We start from the raw sequence: 20,798 nt of genomic DNA, 5'->3' as shown, positions 1-20,798 counted from the left end.
GGACATGCGGACCACGCATCCGGCTCCTTGGGTCGATATCAGAGTGCCAGTACGAACTGGTCATTGACCCGTGGGGGGTTTAGCTCGTGCCATCGAGCTTTGAGCGAGATCAGTCGTCCATGGAACCATGAAGGAGGGTAAGCCCTCACGATCCCGGGTCGATTGGATTTCGCCCAGTTCCCTTTTCCGCAATACGCGGTGCCAGCGGCGGCTTTGCGACTTACCCCGCGCGACAAAAGGTACCGGAACAAGAAGCGCGGACGCTTCTTTTGACGCACGATGATCGCCCTGAGCCGACGGCGAACGTGGGCGTCAACGACCCCCAGTTCAGACGCCACCTCTGCGGTGCAGAGGCGGTAATATGCCGACCATCCGTTCAGGTATCGACCAAGGTCGGCCATACAGGTCATGATCGATCTCCCCCAGTTGGGCGGAGTCATCTCCCGAATAGTCGTCAGCAATCGACGCTTCGTTTTGCGGGACAGCGCGACCTCGATTGAGGACACACCATCCGTACAGCGGAAGCAAAAGCCGAGGAAGTGGACCTGCTCAGGTTTCCTGATGTCGCTTTTCTCCACATTGACCTGAAGGCGCAATCGCTCCTCCAGAAAACGCCGAAGAGATGCCATGACACGGATCCCGGCGCGCTCACTGCGCACAAAGACGTTGGCGTCATCGGCGTAGCGAACGAAACGTAGCCCGCGCCGCGCCATCTCCTGATCGAACTCGTCGAGAACGATGTTTGATAGAAATGGCGAAAGCGGGCCGCCTTGCGGAGTTCCTTCAACGACTTCGATACGTGTGCCATCCGGCATCACCACGGCCGACCTCAGCATTCGTCGTATCAGGTTGAGAATCCGCCGGTCGGCCACCCGCTGACTCATTCGATCCAGCAGGCGTTGGTGATGAACCCGGTCAAAAAATTGCGCCAGATCCAGATCAACCACCGTCCGAAAGCCCTCTTCCAGATATTCAGTCGCTTCAGCAATTGCCGTATGAGCACCACGATTATGACGGAACCCATGACTGCTGGGATGGAAGGTTGGTTCAAATATCGGCTCCAGAATCTGGAGAACCGCCTGTTGAACCACCCTCGTTCTCACATTGGGAATGCCCAGACCGCGCTGACCTCCACCGGGTTTGGGAATCCAGACCCGACGAATATCCCCTGGGTAAAAGCGTTCCGCCAACAGTACACGGCGCAGTTCAGTCAACAGATGCGGAGCTTGCGCTTCGGCCTCCTCAACCGTCTGGCCGTCGATCCCCGGTGCCCCCTTATTGCGTACAACGGACAGTAGCGCCTGCGCGAGATTTGCCTTGGACGCTACCGCCTCCAGCAGCCGATTTGAATCGGCTGCCCGGGTGAAAGAACTTGTCATGGTTTTGTGCTTCGCTGTGTGCAGTAGCCATGACCGACGCTCGGGTTCGCCCGAACCTCCGACATCGCCACCCCCTCGCGGGCTGTCGGCGAACACGAAGCTCAATTGATGATGTCCTTTCCTTCTCAACCCATCTCTCCCTTTGCTCAGCCGACTTTCACCGGCTTCATCGCTCCTACGGAGAGATCCGACTTCTGCAGGGGCATCGGCGGTCGTCGTTTCCTCCTATCCGCCTACCGCTCACGCGGACCCCAACAGATCTCCCGGGGTAAGAACACTGGATATGCCGCCGCCGCCGCCCTCACTACCGCCCCGGTCTCGGTTGGATTTTGGGCGTCGCGTTTGTAGGCACGCTCACCCGACCGGATCGGCCTGTCCAAGGGTTCACTCGCGTTCGGTGCTGCGGTTCGTCTAAGACTTCCTCCCCACACGGCCTCGCGGCATCAGCGCCTTGCGCATCTCACGATGGGCACGCTGCGTGCAGTTGTCTTCGACTTACGGTTGCTACCAACTCGCCCCGTAAAGGACTTTCACCTCCTATCCAGTGCCCATGCCCGGCACACCTACGCCCGCCCTGCGTGACGCCCAATATCGGCAATCCAAGAAAGCAACCCGGCGGACGATCCACTTATCAGGCGCCGATCGCTGTTCAGACCAATCAGGCCACCTCTCTCCTTGACTGAAAGGAGCCAGCAAGGTCTGCCTAAGGCCGGCGACGCTCAACCCCAGCGCAACGTTCGATCCATGCAGGTACCGCGCCGATTACACCCTCCGCGAAGCGGTTCGTGCATCGGCCAGGGTTGGCCATTCCGGGAGGCGATTGCCGTGGAACCGCGAACGTCCGCTTCAATCGAAACCTGCCGGTCCCCAGCACTATCCCGGATGGCGGGTTTGTCCCAGCCCCGGCCCTTCCCGTGCGCCCTACCCTCAGCTGGCAACGACGATTGAGTGTTCAAGTCGTACGTCATCGAGAAGTCGCTCGATGGCCGAACGCTGCCTATCTGTCCCGCTGGCCCCGACATCCCAATTGCAATGAGGATAGGTTTTTGGGTCGCGAACGATGATTTTACCGAGAGCTCGCCGCCATGTTTGCGATGTGCCTCCGTTTTCCCGAATGAGCCGGGCAATCAAAATCTGTTCGAGGTCCGATGCAGTCATTGCATCCACTTAACCGCCACCGCAAGACAAGCGTAACCGCTGCACCGACCCCACGTGGGATGTGGAGAGGCTTCAGTGTACGGTCAGGGTTCTTGCAAAGGCACACTGGTCATGGATGAAGGAGATGATCTGGGGGATCATCCGCCAGGTATCTGCAAGAGCCTGATTTGCGAGAGGATCCTGGAGCTGGTCGATCCATGATATGCCATCGATGATCGTGCTTTGGCCAAGGATAGCTGCAAGCGGCAGGCCGAAGTCTCGATCAGACACGAAGGGCTTCCATGCGTCCATGTCCAGATGCATTGCGGTGAAGAAGCCATTGGCAAAGTCTTCCAGCAGGACCTCGCCGTCCTCGGTCCGCATATAGATCGGCGCATAGACCTCAGGGCACTCGGCAAGCTCGATGCAGATCTGGTTGTAGCGCTTAAGGATCGTTCGGCGCGCGGGCGCCGATCGGGCGCTTTGGACGTGTTCGCGCAGGATGCTCTTGAGCCATATGTCCGGATTGATGATGGACGGGCCGGCAGCCAACGCCGCGAGGAAGCCATCGATCGAGGAGACACCGGCGACCGGCGGATCAAGCGTATCGAGCCAGATTTCGAGCTGCTCTAATGAGAGCGTTCTGCCGGATGCGGTTTGACGTTTGAAGCTCATGCTACCAGCGCTTCTGACCTGCCCCCGTCGAGTGGACCGGGTTGATTGTTAGTGGATTATGGTCGCCGCCGCCATATCCGGGCGGAGGTGGAGCGAAGCGGAACCGGAGGCCGGATATGGCGGTGAGGCCGTTTCCGGGGCCGGTGGTCGGTAACCCAGGCTGCTGTGCGGACGGACCGTGTTGTACAACGCGGCGTCGCAACGCCCACGGGACCGAAGTTCGAGAAGTTCTTTATCGCTGGCATCCCTGGTCAGGGTGTCGTGTTCACGTTCATGAGAAGGTCGTGCGGGCGGGTCAGGATAGACTTCGCTGCAGCAAGACGGGAGCGACGTCGGACCGGTGGCTCGAGATTCCTGCATGGATGTTCGACCACGCCGCTTGCGCCCTGACGCGCATAGGCGCGTCGCCCCAGGTTGACGTCGGCGCGCTGAGCGCACTGGCCAAGCTTTTGCGAACGGCAAAGCCGGTTTCGGCATTATCGGTTTTGAGCGCAGCATCGAGCCCTCACGACTCACATTCGGGAGGTCTCAATGGCTTACAAGTCCAAGGTGTTGCAGCTCGATCTGTTTTCCTGTCCCCGCAATTCCGCGATAACCCCGACACCAAGATGGGACACGCTGCCAGCGCAGACGCGCCAGACATTGACGTCGCTGATCGTGCGCCTGCTGCTCGACCACGTCAACGATCCCGTCATGGAACAGCGGGAGGTGCGTGATGATCTGTGAGAAGATTGGGCCACAGCATCTCGACCGCAAGGCGATCCTGTATGTGCGGCAGTCCTCGGCGCATCAGGTCCTCCACAACCGAGAGAGCAGTGCCCTGCAATACGCCATGCGTGACCGTCTCACAGCGCTGGGCTGGTCGCAAATCGAGACGGTCGATGACGATCTTGGTCGGTCCGCGGCAGGCGGCGTGACGCGCGCCGGTTTCGATCGGATGGTTGCCGAGGTCTGTCTCGGCAAGGTCGGCGCGGTCGCGGCGCGAGAAGTCTCACGCTTCGCGCGCAACAGCCGCGACTGGCAGCAGCTTATCGAGATGTGCCGGGTCGTCGATACGGTTCTGATCGACCAGGAGACCGTGTACGCCCCGCGCCAGGGCAATGACCGGCTGCTGCTCGGCCTGAAGGGCAGCCTCAACGAGTATGAGCTGGATCTCCTGCGCCAGCGTTCGCTCTCGGCCCGCTACGAGAAGGCCCGGCGCGGCGAACTGATCGTTGCCGCCCCGGTTGGCTTCGTGAAGGCTGGCGACCGGATCGAGAAGGATCCCGACCGCCGCATCCAGGAAGCCATTACCCTTGTCTTCGACAAGGTGGGCGAACTTGGCAGCGCACGGCAGGCACTGCTCTGGTTCATCGAGCATGGGCTGGATCTGCCCGCAAAGCGCAACAACGGCGATGTCGTGTGGCGTAGGCCGAGCTATGCTACCATTCACCGGATGATCGAGAACCCGATCTACGGCGGAGCCTATGCCTATGGTAAAAGCCGTGCTGCAACCGGATATGATGGCACTACCATGCGATCGAGGAGCCGTCGCAAAGCACGAGATGAGTGGCTGGCGCTCATCCCTGGCTCTCATGAAGGCTATGTCAGCTGGGAGCGCTCGGAGGATATCCGCAAGATGGTGAGCGATAATGTTCCCACTAGTCGGCATCATGGAGCCGCCAAGCATGGCGACGCTCTGCTCGCCGGGCTCATCCGTTGCCGACGGTGCGGACGCAAGCTGACGGTGAGATACACCGGCGCCGGGCATGATATCCCACGCTATTCGTGTTGGAGGGGACTGCTCGACAACGGCGAGCCGCGCTGCATCGCGTTCGGCGGATTACGGGTCGACGATGCGATCGAGCAATTGCTATTGCAAGTCCTTGAACCCGGAGCGATCGCCGCCTCGGTTGAGGCCGAAGCACAGGCCGCCGGCCGCCGGGATCAGGTTCGTGACGTGTTGATGCGCGATCTCGAGGCGGCACGCTACGCAGCCGACCGAGCTTTTCGGCAATACGATGCCGCCGATCCGCAGAACCGACTGGTGGCATCCGAACTGGAAGCGCGATGGAACCGCGCCCTCACGCGTGTGGGCGATGTGGAAGCCCGGATTGTCGCGCACGACGCCTCGGCAACGCATCCGCCATTGCCGCCGCTCAAGGATATCGATGACCTTGCTGGCGAACTCGAAGCCGTGTGGAACGCCCCACACTCCGATACGCGTGTGAAGAAGCGCATCGTGCGCACCCTCATCCAGGAGGTGATCGCCGATATTGACGACGACGTATCCGAGATCGTTTTACTGATTCACTGGGTCGGCGGCATCCACACCGATTTGCGGCTGCCCAAGCGTCGCAAGGGACAGCGCAACAGCACTTCGGCCGACATCATTGCCGCCGTGCGCGAACTGGTTCTCATCGCCAATGACGATCTGATCGCCGGCATCCTCAACCGGAACGGGCTGGTGACGGGACACGGCAACCGCTGGACTCGCGAGCGGGTCACCGCGCTGCGATCACATCACCGGATCCCCGTCTTCCGCACGGTCACCGACGGCCCCGCGCCGTGGCTTAACCTGAGCCAGGCTGCCCGCCACGTCGGCGTGGCTCCTAAAACCCTCCGGATCGCCGCCGAAGCCTGCGAGATCGAAGGCATCCACCCTCTGCCAGAAGGACCATGGATTTTCAGTCGCACTGAACTCGACGGATCAGCCGCCCATCACCTTGCAAAACGCGCGCGGCAAAATCCAAAATACCCCACGGGATCACATCCCAGTCAACGAAGCCTATTTTCTTCAACCACATAGACAGATGGGTGTTATGAAGCAGGATTGTAATGCCGTCGCCAGGCTTCGATCAGCACCTTGGCCTCAGCGGGCTGTAGAAGATCTCGCCATTGAGCAGTTCGTCGCGAAGCGACCCGTTGAAGCTTTCATTATAGCCATTCTCCCATGGTGATCCCGGTGCGATGTAGAGCGTCTTCACGCCGATCCTGGCCAACCATTGTTGCACGGCCGTCGCGATAAACTCGCTGCCATAGCACATTGGGAAGCGGCCCCTCGAAGGGGCGCACTGCCTTGATGAAGGCAAGGGCGCGTAGCGCCCGCAGGCTTCATCAAGGCAGTCATGATCGGCCCGCAGGTCTCTAAAGTGAAGTTGTCGACTCAACCCTTTGGAGACAGACCGACCATGACCAAGCGTAGCTCTAATCCCACCGACGCCGTGCTGGTAGCCATCGATATGTCCAAACACCGCCAGGAGGTCCTGATCGAACGTCCAGAAGGCGGACGCCGACGTCGCATGACGGTGATGGCGACAAAGGCAGATTATGATCGCCTGGCAACGGACCTTAGCGACATCGGGCGTCCGATCATCGTCGGCTTCGAGGCTACTGGTAACTACCATCGCACGCTGGCGCATCGCCTGCTGTCCGCCGGCTTCGAGTTGCGCTTGATCTCGTCCGTTGCCTTGGCTCGAACGCGCGAGGCTCTGCACAATGGCTGGGACAAGAACGATTCCAAGGATGCGCAAGTGATCCTGCACATGCTGCGGATCGGCGCCACCCAGCGATACGTCGATCTGCTCGCCGCCGGGATCAACGACCTGCAGGAGATGTCGAAAACGCACGAGGCGATCTCCAAGGCTAAGACGCAGACATGGCATCGCATCCTGACCCACTACCTGCCGCTCTATTTCCCGGAGATTGAACGCTTCGCTGGCTACAGCCGATCCGACTGGTTCCTTGCTCTGCTCGAACGATTCCCGACTCCAGCCAGCATGACTGTGCTCGGCCAGGAGACTTTCTCCCGCGAAGCATGGGACTTGGTCGGCCGCAAGGTGTCCAAAGCCCGGCTGATCAACGATATCTACGAGACCGCCTGCGCCTCCGTGGCGCTACCTGTCGACGAGGATTCCGTCTCGATCGCTATGTTCCGCATGGTGATCGCCCAAGCACGCAACCTGATCCGGCAGCGCGACGAGATCGAGCGAACGGCGCATGCCATGCTGGCCGAAAACCGCGATTATCAGCTCCTGCGCATGATCCCCGGCATTGGGCCCATCAATGCGTTGACCATTCTCGCCGAGGCAGGCGATCTACGCCGCTTCAGCCATCACCGTCAGTTCCTGAAGTTCTGCGGTCTTGATCTTGCGACCCGGCAGTCCGGTACATTCCGAGGCCGCACGATGCTGTCCAAGTACGGTAATGCGCGATTGCGGCGGACCTTTTGGATGGCTGCCCAGGTCGCCGCACGTCAGCGCAACAACAGTTTCCGCGACAAGCTCGGACGATACACTGCCGGGCACGCGGATGATGCCGATCGTCGCCGCAAGGCGATGACGGCGCTCACCGCCAAGATGGCGCGCGTTGCCCATGCCGTCATCAAGACGGGGACAGAGTACCGACCGTTCCTTGAACGGTCGGATGCCAGGTGGAAGGACCCCTCTCTGCAAGTGCCGTGAGGGCGCGAAAGCGACCCTGTAGATAATGTTCGGGCCTTCCACCTGGGTGCGTATCTCGTTCTAAGGACGGTGAGGACCACGGCCGCTTCGGCGCCGCTGGATCCTGTGTTTGCTATGGCAGGGAGCGATCCCGTTGACGGTGGAAGCCATCTGGCTCAGAATGCATGCCTCGCCGCTCAATGTCGGCGCATAGAGATCTGTTGACCAAATCTCGCTTTCCTTCGTGACCCAGGACGTTGTCGGACCGGATATTGGCTGGCGGGCCGCGCGAGATGAACAGGTCCGCCAAGGCAGCCAGCACATCCTCATGCTTGAGCTGTCGCGCGACGATGAGCGCCAGGCATTCCCTGCTGGCCTCATCGATGATCGTCAGGATGCGGAACTTGCGGCCGTCATGCGTGCGACCTTCGACGAAGTCGTAGGCCCACACATGTCCCGGATACTCCGGCCGCAGGCGGATACATGATCCGTCGTTGTTGAGCCAGAGCCTGCCACGTTTTGGCTGACGTTGCGGGACCTTCAGCCCCTCACGCCGCCAGATCCGCTCGACCCGCTTATGGTTCACCGTCCACCCGGCGTGGCACAGCAATGCCGTCACCCGGCGATAGCCATAACGACCATATTGCTTCGCCAGCGCGATGATGTCGTCAGTCAGCACCTGTTCGTCATCTGCCCCGCGCGGGACCTTGCGCTGTGTCGATCGATGCTGACCCAGCACCCGGCAGATCCGTCGTTCGGACACCGCAAGCTCTCGTCGAACATGATCCATGCAGCGTCGCCGCCGCGCGGGGCTCAGAAGTTTCCCCTGGCCGCCTCCTGCAGGATCAGCTTGTCCAATGTGAGGTCGGAGATCGCCCGGCGTAGCCGCAGGTTCTCCTTCTCCAGATCCTTCATCCGCCGTGCCTGGTCGGTTTTCAGCCCGCCATATTCCTTGCGCCAGCGGTAGTAGGTCTGTTCGCTGACCGCGATCCGACGGCACGCTTCGGCGGTCGATGCCCCCTGCGCCAGCACGATCTCAACTTCACGCAGCTTGCCGATAATCTCTTCCGGCTTGTGCTTCTTGCTCGGCATTCTTCGTCCCTTTCGTGGTCCAGACTATCATAGTCTCTCGGCCACTCAGCGGGGGGCAGATCAAAGTGCGATCTCGTCGCAACCGTCCTATTTAGCTGGCGACACGCTGTTGCCGGCGCGGTAACTCTTACAATGGGTTTGCTCCCGTCCGGCATGGTCCAGCGTACCCGATTGCTTGCACCGGTGATGCGGATTGATCCTTTGTGCGCGAGGTCGATGCGAACGAGATTGTCGGCGCCTTCAATCACCAGTTCGGCGCATCAGCCCGTCACGGTCATGACGTTACCGGCACCGGTGACGGCGGCCGTCCCACCGCCACAATCCAGGGTCGCAGTCTCGCCGGCGCCCTCGAACGAACTCTGTGCGCTGAGAGGAACTGCCGCGATAAACGCCGAAGCGGCAACGGGGTACTTGGCCTGTGGCATAAACGTCCAATCCCTTCAATCGTACCGAAGCGCTAGTTCCCATAAGCTGGTCGTTTTCGCGCCAACCGTTCTTATGCTTCGCGGCCAGCCTAATGAGAAAAGTCGCGGCCTCGCGCCGGGTTCCGGCCGAAAAGGACCCGCGTGTTCGATGCCTTCCTAATCCAGGAAAGTCCTCATAATCCGCGAACGGCTCGGATGCTTGAGTTTCCTCAGCGCCTTGGCTTCGATCTGGCGGATGCGTTCGCGAGTGACCGAGAACTGCTGGCCCACCTCCTCGAGCGTGTGATCGGTGTTCATACCAATGCCGAAGCGCATGCGCAGCACGCGCTCTTCACGCGGTGTGAGCGAAGCCAGCGTGCGGGTAATCATTTCCTTGAGGTTGGACTCGATCGCCGCGTCCACGGGAATGATCGCATTGGCGTCTTGGATGAAATCGCCGAGGTGACTGTCATCCTCATCACCGACCGGGCTTTCCAGCGAGATCGGCTCCTTCGCGATTTTGAGGACCCGTTTGACCTTTTCGAGCGGCATCGACAGGCGCTCAGCCATCTCCTCCGGCGTCGGCTCACGCCCATGCTCATGAAGATACTGGCGGTTGGTTCGAACCAGCTTGTTGATCGTCTCGATCATGTGGACCGGGATACGGATCGTACGGGCCTGGTCGGCGATCGAACGTGTGATCGACTGCCTGATCCACCAGGTTGCGTAGGTGGAGAGTTTGAAGCCGCGGCGGTACTGGAACTTGTCGACGGCCTTCATCAGGCCGATGTTGCCCTCCTGGATGATATCCAGAAACTGCAGGCCGCGGTTAGTGTACTTCTTGGCGATCGAGATCACGAGGCGCAGGTTCGCCTCGACCATCTCCTTCTTGGCGATGCGCGCCTCTCGCTCCGCCTTTTGGACCATGTTGACGATGCGGCGGAATTCCGGAAGCGGCACGCCGGCAGCGGCCGCTATGTCCGCCACGTCGGAGCGAATGCGTTCGGCCGCATCGCCTTCCGCTGCCGCGAATGCGGCCCACTTTTTGTCGCGCGTTGCCATTTCGGACAGCCAGCTATCATCGAGCTCGCGGCCGACGTAGGTTTCCAGGAAGTCGGCACGCTTGACCTTGTGACGCTCAGCCAGGCGGAGCATCTGGCCCCCCAGCGTGGTGAGACGCCGGTTCAGGACAAAGAGATTGTCGACAAGGTGTTCGATCCTCCCTGCGTGGAACTTCACCGATTCCAACTTTGCGGTCAGTTCCTCGCGCAGCTCGTGATATCGCTCTTCTTTGTCTGCCGGGAAATCAATCCCGAGGGCGAGCGCCTCGAGACGCTCGCCCTGGACCTTTTGGAATTGCCGGAACAAGTCCGTGATGACGGCGAACATCTCAAGCACTTCGGGCATGAGTGCGGCCTCCAGCTGCGCTACGCTCAAGGAATTGTCTTCGTCGTCCTCGGCGTCAGCGCCGCCGCCGACCGAATTACCGTCCTCGTCCACTTCTTCGGCGTTGGCGTCTTGATCGGTGTCGTCCTTGAGCGAAGGACCCGCTGTCGTCTCACTGATCTCGCCGCTGACGTCACCCTGCCCGTCTTCAGTCAGGTTGTCGGGCGTCGGCTCTTTCGCTATCATGGCATCGAGATCCAAAATCTCGCGCAGCTGCATCTCGCCGGCGTTCAGCGCCTGAGACCACTGGATAATGGCATCGAACGTGAGCGGACTTTCGCACAGACCCTGGATCATCATGTCCCGGCCGGCTTCGATACGTTTGGCAATGGCCGCTTCGCCTTCGCGGCTCAGAAATTCGACCGTGCCCATTTCCCGCAGGTACATCCGCACCGGGTCATCGGTTCGGCCCAGGGAGTCGGCGCTCTTGCTTTCGGTCACCCTCCGCGGGGATGCTTCGTCCTCCTCGTCCGGTTCGTCCTCGCGGTCATTGTCGTCTTCGCCTTCCCGGTCGACAGCGGGATCGGCGTCGTCTTCTGCCTCATCGTTCTCGACGACGTTGATGCCCATTTCCGACATCGCCGACATCACGTCCTCGATCTGATCAGTAGTCAGCTGATCCTGAGGCAAAGCAGCATTCAGATCGCTGACGGTCACGATGCCGCGGCGCTTAGCCCGTGCCAGGAACTGGGCAATCAAACCCTCGCCCGCATCAAGTATTGCAGGGTCGATGTCCCCGTTCCGGTCATTTGGACTCATTATGCCGCCATTTTCTCGTATCCGCCCGCAGACGACCGCGCCGTCAAGACAGGCGTAGGACTATCAGCAACCCTTGCCCGACAAGGCAGAGGAGTTCCAGCGGTCTCTTGGACTTAACGCCCCCTTCAGCGTTCAGGTCCCTGCTCGCGTACAGTGGCAGCGAGGGCGCTGGCGATAATGGCCGCCAGCGTTTCTTCTGCTCGGCAACGGATGACCGGGTCCTTCGATTCCAGTTCGTGACGGACCCACTGTGGTGCGCGCTCAATGGCTGCGAGAATGGTGCTGGTAAGGTTGGTCTTCACGCGCCGCCTATGCCTTCTCGCAGGCCCCGAGGCAAATTTGAGGCGCCGGTGACAGCATCAACCACTTACGCCACGGCCCGCCCCGTCAGAAGCTCATCGTCGGGATTGCAAAATAGGACCTGAGCTTTGCCTCGCGATTTCGACTGGTAAAGTGCCGCGTCAGCGCATTCGATCAGTCTGTCCAACTCGATCCCGCACTCCGGCACCATGGCAACCCCGATGCTTGCCGTGACCCGCATGGTCGCGCCCTCAATGTCATAGTCTTCGCTGATCTGCCTGATGATGCGGCGCCCCAAAAGCTCGGCCTGGTCGCGGTGCCGGACATCGGACTGGATGATGAGAAACTCATCGCCGCCAAGCCGGCATGCGAGATCGGAAGCTCGGACGGTCGACAGGAGGCGCTGTGCGACCTCGACCAGCAGCTTATCCCCCGCGGGATGGCCATAACGATCATTGATCGCCTTGAAGCCATCCAGATCGAGGTAATGCACTGCAAGCTGGCTTTGCGACCGCCGGGAAAAGCTGAAGAGCTCTTGAAAGGCTTCCCGTACCAGAAGGCGGTTTGGCAGACCGGTAAGAGGATCATATTTCGCAAGCTTCGCCATATCCTGCTTGGTGGATAGATGCTCCACCGCCGACGCATAGAGGTGCGCGGCAGATTGCAGGCTCATGAGCCCGACAGCGACCAGCAGGAAGGCTTCGAGAAGGAAGAATTCGGAATGGAGCCGCTCGGCATGATCGCTGGCAGCGTGGACCAGCATGGCGGTTACCGTCGGCAGCACCGCGAGTGTCACGCTCACCATGCAAAGACGCAATCTCGAAGAGGTCCGCGAGACGACCCCTGCTCCGAACGTGAAAACGAGGCTGATCGTGGCCAGATGGATCAGAGGGGCGTGGGCGGTCAGCCCACGGACGTTGAGAGCCGCCAGCAAAATGGCGAACAGGTAGGTCAGCAGCTCATATGCGAGCTCCCAGCGGCGCAGGGCGGGCACCTCCTGGAAAGCGCCTCCAGCCTGATGATAGCGATTGATGAGCACGACGCGGCCAGCCGTGACCGCGACCGCCGCAACGGTCAAACCGGCTATAACGCTGTCGGGCCACTTCAGATAGATGAGCGCGCCGACGATGCCGTAGAGCGCGCCGAACCCGGCGATGGGCAATCGCATGGTGAAGAGGGTCGACACCAGGTCACGGTAGACCGCGTCGGAGACCGGAATCCTGCCGCGTCCAAGCCCCCGCATCATACCCCCTCGATTTTGCCTCTGCGCTTCTTGTCTTCTCTCCATGGATCACCATCGCTCTTCGAGAGTTTAAGACAAACCTAACGCTGCGGCGAACCGTTCCGCGCATGGCAAAGATTTCCGATCGTTGGAGGGGTGTCGCCGTCGCGTCAGAGCATAATCCAGGAAAGATACAGCCGCGCGGTGCACCTTTCACGGTTCAGCAAGGCCTTCATTCCATCGGCCCAGGACCGCTGTGATCACTACGACCCACACTCAATCTTAACGCGGCGCGTCTATCAGGACATGCAGAGTCGCCACATAGTGATGCCGCCAATGAAATTCAGTCCGCGTAACCAGATCGCGCATGGCTCCGCTGCGGTGCTCCAGGCGCAGTACTCCGCTCTGCGGACGCAAATTCCGCTGATGTATGCGCTGATGGCCGTCAACATGCTCTTCCTGGCGGCCGCGACTTACGGCGAGGTGCCATTCGCCCATAGCGTCGGAGTGCCGGGTGTGCTTTGCATGCTGATTGGCGTTCGGACCGCGGTCTGGCTGTTTCGACGCAAAAGAAATCCCGATCCCGCCAGAATTCGTCGCTACCTTCTGGGCACGGTCGCGGCATCGGTGCTCATGAGTTCTGCTTTCGGAGGTTGGGGCTATCTGCTGATGAGCGAAGCCGAGCCGGTCCGCACCACCTCAATAGCGCTTTACGTGTTCGTGGGATCCATCAGCTGCTGCTATTGTCTGCATGCGCTGCCGATCGCGGGATGGTGCGTCCTCCTCTTCGGTGCTCTCCCCGTCACGGGGCGTCTGGTCTTTTCATCCGACACTTATCTGACGGGCATCGGCCTAACCTTCTTCGTGGCTTCCGGCGTCATCTTGCGATCGCTTGCCAAAAGCCACGCCGCCTTCAGAGAAACGCTGCACTCGCGTTCGGAAATGGGCGCCCTCATCGACGCTCTTCAGTCCAGTCAGGAACACTACCGCCACTCGGTAGAGCTCAACCCGCAGATCCCTTGGATCACCGACAGAACCGGCGCTGTTATCGAACTTAGTCCGCGATGGACGAAACTGACCGGCATAAAAAATGAGGATGCTCTCGGGTGGCGTTGGACGGCAGCGGTTCACCCCGACGATCTGCCACACGTCCAGGAAGTCTGGGCCGCCGCTTTGCTATGCGCGGATGCGGGCGGATATGCGGACGTCCGCTATCGCCTTCAACTTGCCGGCGGCGATTTCCGCTGGTTCCGCGCCCGCGCCCTCCCCCGGCTCGATGCGGACGGCGAGATCCTTTCTTGGTATGGGAACCTTGAAGACATCCACGACCAGGTTGCGGCTGAACAGGCGGTACAGGCCAGTGAGGAGCGCTACCGTCTGGCGTCTTTGGCCACCAATGACGTAATCTGGGACGTGTCGCTCAGGCATGATCGTATCGAGTGGAGCGGCGCAGCGGCAACGGTGCTGGGGTATCCCGAGGCTCTAAACGGAACCTCGTGCAAATGGTGGGTCGAACGCCTTCACCCCGAAGATCGCGACCGGGTCCTTGGACAATTCGAAAACCTCGACGCGCCCGACCTCACGCAGTGGACGCAGGAATTCAGGTTTTTGGCCGGTGATAGTGCCTACCTGCATCTGGTCGCCCGCGGTTATGTCGTGCGTGATGCGAAGGGCAAGCCCGCTCGACTCATTGGCTCTCTCCAGGACGTAACCAGCCAGAAGCGCTACGAAGAGAGGCTGCGGCAGGCGGCCCACTACGATGCTCTGACAAACCTGCCGAACCGGAGCCTGTTCAGCGAGCGCCTCGAATCGGCGCTTCAGGAGGCGCGCCTCCATGGGGGCCAGGTCCAGTTGATCGTCCTCGACGTCGATCGCTTCAAGGCCACTAATGACACCCTCGGGCACGATGCGGGAGACGCCTTGCTGTGTGAGATTGCTGCCCGGCTTCTCGAAGCTGCGCCGGCTCATGCAACCGTGGCGCGTCTGGGCGGCGATGAGTTCGCAATCATCTGCCCCGCCGCACAGCAAACCAATCTTGAGGTTTCTGCGGTTCAACGACTTCTTGCGGTAGTAAGCGAACCCATGACATTCAACGGACGCCAGCTCGATGTGAGCCTGAGCGCAGGTTCAGCGACAGCTTTCTGCGAGGGCCAGAATCCTGAAGAGCTCCATAAAAACGCCGATCTCGCGCTATACGCAGCCAAGGGCGAGGGCTCCGGCCAGGTCTGCTGGTTCAGGCCCGAGCTCAAGACCGCTGCGGAACGCCAGACGCAGATGTTATACGACGCTCGCGAAGCGCTGCGCGATGACCGTATCGTTCCCTTCTATCAACCCAAGGTGTGTCTTCGCTCCGGGGCGTGTCTGGGCTTCGAAGCCCTTCTGCGCTGGCACCACAACCGCGGCCTGCGTTCGCCCGGTGCCATCGGAGCCGCCCTCAATGACACCGACGTTTCATCCAAATTGACCGATCGCATGATCGAGCGCGTCATCGCCGACCTGCTGTTCTGGCAAGACAGCGGTGTCGATGTCGGATGCATCGCCATCAATGGTGCTCCGGGTGATTTTCAGCGGGGCGACTTCGCCGATCGCATATTGAACCGTTTGGCGCATGCAGGGCTTGCACCAACCCTCCTCGAACTGGAGGTGACGGAGTCTGTGTTCGTGGGGCAACTGGCCGAGACGGTCAGCCAAACCCTCGCAACCCTTTCAGAGGCGGGCGTGAAGATCGCGCTGGATGATTTCGGAACGGGCTATGCCTCGCTCACCCATCTCAAGCAGTTTCCGGTCGACACTCTGAAAATTGATCGTTCGTTCATTTCCCGGCTAGACGCGCGGGACCGCGAAGATGCCGCGATCGTCAGCGCGGTCATACATCTGGCCAAGGATCTTGGCATCACCACCGTCGCTGAAGGCATCGAAACGCCGTTCCAGGCGGCGCACGTCGCTCGGCAGGGGTGCGACATTGCGCAGGGGTTCCTCTTCGGCAGGCCAATGGCCGCCGCCCATGTCAGCGATGTCGTGCTGAACTGGAGCGCCCCGTCTGTGCTTTCTGTCATTGCTTCGGGAATGCACGCACGAGGAAGGGACCCTATCCTGACCAGAGGATAACTCTGCGGTCAGGCGCGTCCGGATGGTGGGATCTGCGCAGCGCTATGCCAGCGATTAGAAACAATCGCTGACGGGCGTCTTTGCCACGTCTCCTCCCGGCTCAATCAGCCGGGAGGAAATCAGTCACGCTGCCTGCTGCGAGTAGACGGCTGCTTCCTTGCCGATCAGGATGTCAGCGAGAAACCAGTACGCTTCGCCCCAGGCGGCAAGCACCTCGTCAGATGCGGCTTCACCTACCACATCACGAATGGCCGGCAGCAGGGCCTCGGCCACAAGCGGATAGTGTTCCGCCTTCACCCCGGTTTCCACGTGTCGCTGGACCATACGCTCGACAACTGGCGTGAGGTTCTGAAGTTTGTCCACATTCTGCGCATAGCCGAGGATAGCGGCGGCGAGGCGGCGCGGCTGCTCGCCCGATTCCTGTGCCGCATGGTCGAACAACGACCGCACCTCCTCATTAACGAAGAGACGCTCATACATACGCGTGGTGATCGCCACCCCGTGCTGCTGCAGCACCGGCGCGGTGGCTTTGACGATGGCAATGGTCTGTTCGGATAGCGGCGCAGCCATAGAAGCTTCCCTTAAAGATGCGAATTGAATGCATGTATACAGCGGCGCTTAAAAGATGCAATGGTGTTGCATGTTTAAGTTCGCGCCCTTATGCGCCTGACGACCTACACGGATTACGCTCTGCGCATGCTGCTCCACGCCGCGCTCATGGCGCGTGAAGGCGCGGGATTGATGTCGATCGCGCAGGGCGCGGCTGATCATGCCATTTCTCGGAACCATGCGATGAAAGTGGTGAACGTGCTAGCGAATGCGGGCCTGCTCGAAACCGTTCGGGGCCGAAGCGGGGGCTTCCGCCTCGGCCGGCCGGCTGAGGCCATTACGCTTGGCGAAGTCGTGCGCCTCACCGAGCCCTGCATCACCCCCGCGGACTGTGACGGCTGTGTCTTGAGCAGCACTTGCGGCTTGAAAGGCATGCTTAACCGCGCGATGAATGCCTTCCTTGCAGAACTCGATAGCCAAACACTTGCTCAGGCAGCAGCCTCGTCCCGTCTTCCGCCCCGTCTCGCGATGAGACGGGAACACGCACCCGAGCGTACGGTGCTGTAGGAAGCAACCATACGGAACCGCGAGAGATAGCCGTGCGGATTCCGATGATCCCGGCCGCCTGTTCCAATCTGATCCCGGCCATCATTCCGATTTGATCCCGGCCGGGCGGAAGCCAGATCGTTTCGCCTGATGGCATTGCGGATTGGCGATGGTCAAGCGGCGGTTTGCGTTGCAGGTCGGCGCATGGATTCCCCCTCGAGTTCGAGCCGATGCGCATTGTGGACGAGGCGGTCCAGGATTGCATCGGCGTAGGTCGGATCGTTTATGGTCTGATGCCAGCGGGCGACTGGAAGTTGGCTGGTAACGAGGGTGGAGCGCTGGCCGTAGCGGTCCTCAAGGATTTCGAGGAGGTGGTGCCGGGCGTTGCCGTCGAGAGGCTGAAGCCCCCAATCGTCCAGGATCAGCAGATCGACCCGGGCAAGGCTTTTCATGCGAGCAGCAATACGACCGTCGCCCTTGGCCAAGGTGAGTTCGTCGATCAGCCGCGGCAACCGGGTGTAGAGGACGGAGCGGTTATCGCGGCAGGCCTTGTGGCCCATCGCACAGGCCAACCAACTTTTCCCGATGCCGGTTGGGCCGATAATGGCCAAGTTCTCGTGCCTGGAGATCCATTCTCCGGCGAGCAGCGTTTCGAAGAGCCGGCGGTCAAGACTGCGGCGCGTTCGGTAATCAACGTCCTCGGGCACGGCGCGGTGTCGCAGCTTGGCATGTCGCAAGCGAAGAGCGAGGCGTCTGTCATTTCGGTAGGTGGCCTCATGGTCGAGCAGCAGTGCCAGCCATTCTGCATGGCTGAGACTGGCTGCGTCATCGTTGCTTTCCATCTCGGCGAAGGCCTTGGCCATGCCGGCGAGGCCGAGTTGGCCCAGAAGGTCCAGAGTGGGATGCTTCAGCATTCTTGCTCCTTAGTTGTAGTAGCTCGAGCCGCGGATGTTGGAATGGATGATCGGCTCTTGCTCGGGGGATTGGGGAACGGGCACCTGGTCGAGGCCCTTCTCGAGGATCGATTTGACCGACGGATAATTGCGCGCCTGGATTTCCAGCGCGCGCAGCGCCGCGGCTTCGAGCCGCTGGGCCCCGAAGCGTTTCTCGAGCCCGATAATGCGCAAGCATGACCGGTAGCCCTGTTCGGGATGGGGCTTCGCCTCGATGACCTTCTCCACCAGCAAGGATAGCATCGGCCCGATCCGGCTTGCCTCCTGCCGGATTTTCGCCAGCGTCCATTCGCCGTAGCGCCGGTGGCTGGATGGCATGTGCTCGGGGACGGTGGTGTGCCGGCCATTGCCGCTGCTGCGCAGGTGCACAGCAATGCGCTCGCCTCCCAGGAAGATCTCGACGGTACTGGCAGTGAACCGGGCTTCGACCTCGCGGCGCGCGAAGCGGTGCGGAACAGAGTAATGATGTCGCTCGATCGCGATATGGTAATCGAGCCCGACGCGGCAGCGGCGCCATTCGGCATGAACCCACGGCTCTGCCGGCAGCGGCTTGAGGTTTGGAACATCGACTTCGTTGAACAACTGGCGGCGCGTCTTGCCAAACTGGCGCAGCACGCGCCGGTCATTGAGATCGGCAAGGCACTCGGCGATCGCCGCGTTGACCTCCGCGAGGCTGTAGAAGATTCGGTTACGCAAGCGGCCTAATAGCCAGCGCTCGACGATACCGACGCAGGCTTCGACCTTGGCCTTGTCCCGCGGCTTGCGCGGTCGCGTCGGCAGGATCGCCGTACCGTAATGCCGCGCCATGTCGGTGTAGCTTCGGTTCACCTGAGGATCGAAGTGACAGGCCTTGATCACCGCCACCTTGGCGTTGTCGGGCACCAGCAACTGGGGAACGCCGCGGAAGAAGGCGAAGGCGGCGTTGTCGCCCGCGATCCAATCGGGAAACTGCTCGGTCCATGTCGCCAGCGCAAACGACAGGCTCGATCCGCCCATTACGGCAACGAAGATGTGGGCACCGCGGACTTCCCCGGTCCTGCGGTCCACCACGACCGGCACCGTGTCGCCAGCGTAGTCGAGGAACAGCTTTTCGCCTCCGGCATGGCTCTGGCGCATGACCAGCGGCAGGCGGCCTTCCCACCGGCGGAACAGATCGCAGAACCGGCTATAGCGATATCCGTCTGGATGCTCGGCGCGGTACTCCTCCCAGAGCACCTGCAGCGTCACGTGTTTGCGCTTCAGTTCGCGCGCTACCACCGGCCAGTCCGGCTCGGGCAGCTTACGCCGCCCAGGTTTGACCCCAGAGGCGCCATACAGGCGTCCCTCCAGATCTATGTCGCCAATCTCGGATGGAACCGGCCACTCCAACCCCGACCGGTCGAAGCGCACGATCATGTCACGCACTGTAGATCGAGCAAGGCCGGTCAGTCGGGCGATCTCGCGCATCGGGACGCAAGCCTCCCGATGCATTCTCAGTACTTCGCGCACATGGCGCATCTTTGGCCTCCTCGTCGGCATCTCCATCCTCCGGCTGCTGCGCCGATGGGATGGACCCAACGATCGGACTTCTCACTCCCTCCCGGGTGGCCGGGAATTGCTCGGAATGGTGGCCGGCATCATCTTGGAATCCCGGCCGGGATCAAATCGGAATGGTGGCCGCGATGATCCCGGAATCCGCACGCCCTCTGCTCATCGATGCCGGGCCGCTGTTTCCGGCGCACCATGCCCTGGCGCTGAATGCCAGGGTTCTTGGCATCGCCCTCATTGTCGGTATCCTGACCGGTACCCAGGCAGCCCTGCTTTCCAGCATCCTTTATAAAGTCGAGGATCAGTTTGCTCGGCTGCCGCTTCATTGGATGTGGTGGCCGCCAGTTGGCGGCCTGGCCGTCGGCCTTGGCGGCCTTATCGACGCGCATGTGCTCGGCGCCGGCAACGACAGCATCCGGGGCCTCCTCAGCGGTTCGCTGGCGCTGCGAGCGGCGATTGCACTGCTGGCGGTCAAAGCGGCGGTGTGGTTGATTGCGCTGGGTTCGGGCACGTCGGGCGGCGTCCTGGCGCCGTTGCTGCTACTGGGCGGCGCGCTCGGATATCTCTTGGGCGAGGTTCTGCCGGGCGGTAGCGCTCTGTGGGCATTGGCGGGCATGGCAGGCATTCTCAGCGGAGCCATGCGTGCGCCGCTGATGGCTGCCCTCTTCGCTGTTGAACTGACTGGGGATTTCGTGATGCTTCCCCTCACGCTTGCGGCATCCGTCGGGGCCTATGCCGTCAGCGTTCTCGTCATGCCCCGTTCCATCCTTACCGAAAAGGTCGCAAGGCGCGGCCGGCACATCCTGCAGGAGTATACCGTCGATCCGTTCGAGTTTCTGCAAGCCTCGCAGGTGATGTCCGCGGAACCGAAGACATTGCCAGAGACGATGACCATCGCAGAGGCCATCGCATTCTTCGGCAGCGAGGCGCGCCACCGCAGCTATCCTGTCGTGGACGGCAACGGATTGCTGCAGGGCCTAGTCTCTCGGTCCGATGTGCTGGGCTGGCGACTCGGTGCGTTCGAAGACAACATCTCGCTTGCCGCAGTCCTGGGTGACGTATCGCTGCCCCATGCGAATCCGCGCGATCCGGTCGCCCGCGTTGCTGACCTGATGGTCGAGACGGGGGGCGGCCGCATTCCCGTCGTCGAGCCGGCGCCCGGCAAAGTCGTCGGCATTCTCACCCGGCACGACCTGTTGACGATCAGACATGTCTATCGCGGATCTGAGGTGACCCGCAGCCCCGGTGCGCCTACTCATCAGCAAGATCGGTAGCCTTGT

At 61.1% G+C, this 20,798-nt stretch carries 14 protein-coding genes and 4 pseudogenes; 6 read left to right on the top strand and 12 right to left on the bottom strand.

Going from position 1 to position 20,798, the window contains the following annotated elements:
• Positions 1-38: 38 nt before the first annotated feature.
• The 3 genes and pseudogenes from ltrA to BES08_RS32175 form a co-directional block, all read right to left on the bottom strand.
• Complete coding sequence (ltrA, locus tag BES08_RS26195; protein WP_231958513.1) at positions 39-1,475, bottom strand: group II intron reverse transcriptase/maturase; 1,437 nt, start codon at positions 1,473-1,475, stop codon at positions 39-41.
• Positions 1,476-2,609: 1,134 nt separating this feature from the next.
• Entirely contained in the window at positions 2,610-3,191 is a 582-nt protein-coding gene (locus tag BES08_RS26190) for a UPF0149 family protein (protein ID WP_069708398.1), read from the bottom strand.
• Between the two features lie 48 nt (positions 3,192-3,239).
• Positions 3,240-3,377 (bottom strand): annotated as a pseudogene (locus BES08_RS32175) (IS3 family transposase); the annotation flags it as partial.
• A gap of 345 nt (positions 3,378-3,722) precedes the next feature.
• Between BES08_RS32175 and BES08_RS26185 the strand changes: the two are divergent.
• Positions 3,723-3,917: a hypothetical protein gene (locus BES08_RS26185; RefSeq protein ID WP_069709770.1), complete on the top strand. Its 195-nt coding sequence runs from the start codon at positions 3,723-3,725 to the stop codon at positions 3,915-3,917.
• Positions 3,907-5,979 carry a recombinase family protein gene (locus tag BES08_RS26180; protein WP_069709769.1) on the top strand — a complete coding sequence of 691 codons (2,073 nt, stop codon included), beginning with the start codon at positions 3,907-3,909 and terminating at the stop codon, positions 5,977-5,979. Before BES08_RS26185 ends, BES08_RS26180 begins: the two co-directional genes overlap by 11 nt.
• 23 nt (positions 5,980-6,002) lie before the next feature.
• Here BES08_RS26180 and BES08_RS26175 read toward each other — a convergent pair.
• Positions 6,003-6,208, bottom strand: a pseudogene (locus BES08_RS26175) (integrase core domain-containing protein); the annotation flags it as partial.
• A 153-nt stretch (positions 6,209-6,361) separates the two neighbouring features.
• On the opposite strand from BES08_RS26175, the pseudogene BES08_RS26170 reads away from it, so the two are divergent.
• A pseudogene (locus BES08_RS26170) lies at positions 6,362-7,655 on the top strand (IS110 family RNA-guided transposase).
• Between the two features lie 213 nt (positions 7,656-7,868).
• Here BES08_RS26170 and BES08_RS32170 read toward each other — a convergent pair.
• The 5 genes and pseudogenes from BES08_RS32170 to BES08_RS34245 form a co-directional block, all read right to left on the bottom strand.
• Positions 7,869-8,644: pseudogene (locus BES08_RS32170) on the bottom strand (IS3 family transposase); the annotation flags it as partial.
• Positions 8,548-8,952, bottom strand: a complete 405-nt coding sequence (locus tag BES08_RS34880) for a hypothetical protein (protein WP_477529342.1) — start codon at positions 8,950-8,952, stop codon at positions 8,548-8,550. The pseudogene BES08_RS32170 and the gene BES08_RS34880, both read right to left, overlap by 97 nt.
• 333 nt (positions 8,953-9,285) lie before the next feature.
• Positions 9,286-11,313 (bottom strand): RNA polymerase sigma factor RpoD, encoded by a 2,028-nt coding sequence (rpoD, locus tag BES08_RS26155; RefSeq protein WP_069709767.1) that lies wholly within the window; start codon positions 11,311-11,313, stop codon positions 9,286-9,288.
• 125 nt (positions 11,314-11,438) lie between these two features.
• The gene (locus BES08_RS33765; protein ID WP_197524539.1) at positions 11,439-11,615 is read right to left on the bottom strand and encodes a DUF6771 family protein; all 177 of its coding nucleotides are present in this window, start codon (positions 11,613-11,615) and stop codon (positions 11,439-11,441) included.
• A gap of 65 nt (positions 11,616-11,680) precedes the next feature.
• Complete coding sequence (locus BES08_RS34245) at positions 11,681-12,859, bottom strand: GGDEF domain-containing protein (protein WP_069709766.1); 1,179 nt, start codon at positions 12,857-12,859, stop codon at positions 11,681-11,683.
• 312 nt (positions 12,860-13,171) lie between these two features.
• Between BES08_RS34245 and BES08_RS26145 the strand changes: the two genes are divergently transcribed.
• Complete coding sequence (locus BES08_RS26145; protein ID WP_069709765.1) at positions 13,172-15,943, top strand: sensor domain-containing protein; 2,772 nt, start codon at positions 13,172-13,174, stop codon at positions 15,941-15,943.
• A gap of 123 nt (positions 15,944-16,066) precedes the next feature.
• Here the strand turns inward: BES08_RS26145 and BES08_RS26140 are convergent, their stop codons facing one another.
• Positions 16,067-16,513 (bottom strand): globin domain-containing protein, encoded by a 447-nt coding sequence (locus BES08_RS26140; protein ID WP_069709764.1) that lies wholly within the window; start codon positions 16,511-16,513, stop codon positions 16,067-16,069.
• Between the two features lie 90 nt (positions 16,514-16,603).
• Between BES08_RS26140 and BES08_RS26135 the strand changes: the two genes are divergently transcribed.
• Positions 16,604-17,059, top strand: a complete 456-nt coding sequence (locus tag BES08_RS26135; protein ID WP_069709763.1) for an RrF2 family transcriptional regulator — start codon at positions 16,604-16,606, stop codon at positions 17,057-17,059.
• Positions 17,060-17,211: 152 nt separating this feature from the next.
• Here BES08_RS26135 and istB read toward each other — a convergent pair whose 3' ends face one another.
• Together istB and istA are read right to left on the bottom strand one after the other, a co-directional pair.
• On the bottom strand, positions 17,212-17,952 hold the full coding sequence (istB, locus tag BES08_RS26130; RefSeq protein ID WP_069709762.1) for an IS21-like element helper ATPase IstB: 741 nt from the start codon (positions 17,950-17,952) through the stop codon (positions 17,212-17,214).
• Positions 17,953-17,961: 9 nt separating this feature from the next.
• Positions 17,962-19,488 (bottom strand): IS21 family transposase, encoded by a 1,527-nt coding sequence (gene istA / locus BES08_RS26125; RefSeq protein ID WP_083274835.1) that lies wholly within the window; start codon positions 19,486-19,488, stop codon positions 17,962-17,964.
• Positions 19,489-19,640: 152 nt separating this feature from the next.
• On the opposite strand from istA, the gene BES08_RS26120 reads away from it, so the two are divergent.
• Complete coding sequence (locus BES08_RS26120) at positions 19,641-20,792, top strand: chloride channel protein (RefSeq protein ID WP_069709761.1); 1,152 nt, start codon at positions 19,641-19,643, stop codon at positions 20,790-20,792.
• Positions 20,793-20,798: the final 6 nt, after the last annotated feature.

The sequence above is a fragment of the Novosphingobium resinovorum genome, from assembly GCF_001742225.1.
Taxonomy (GTDB): Bacteria; Pseudomonadota; Alphaproteobacteria; order Sphingomonadales; family Sphingomonadaceae; genus Novosphingobium; species Novosphingobium resinovorum_A.
Note: the sequence above shows the minus strand (reverse complement) of the source record. Positions and strands in the feature narration are given on the sequence as shown.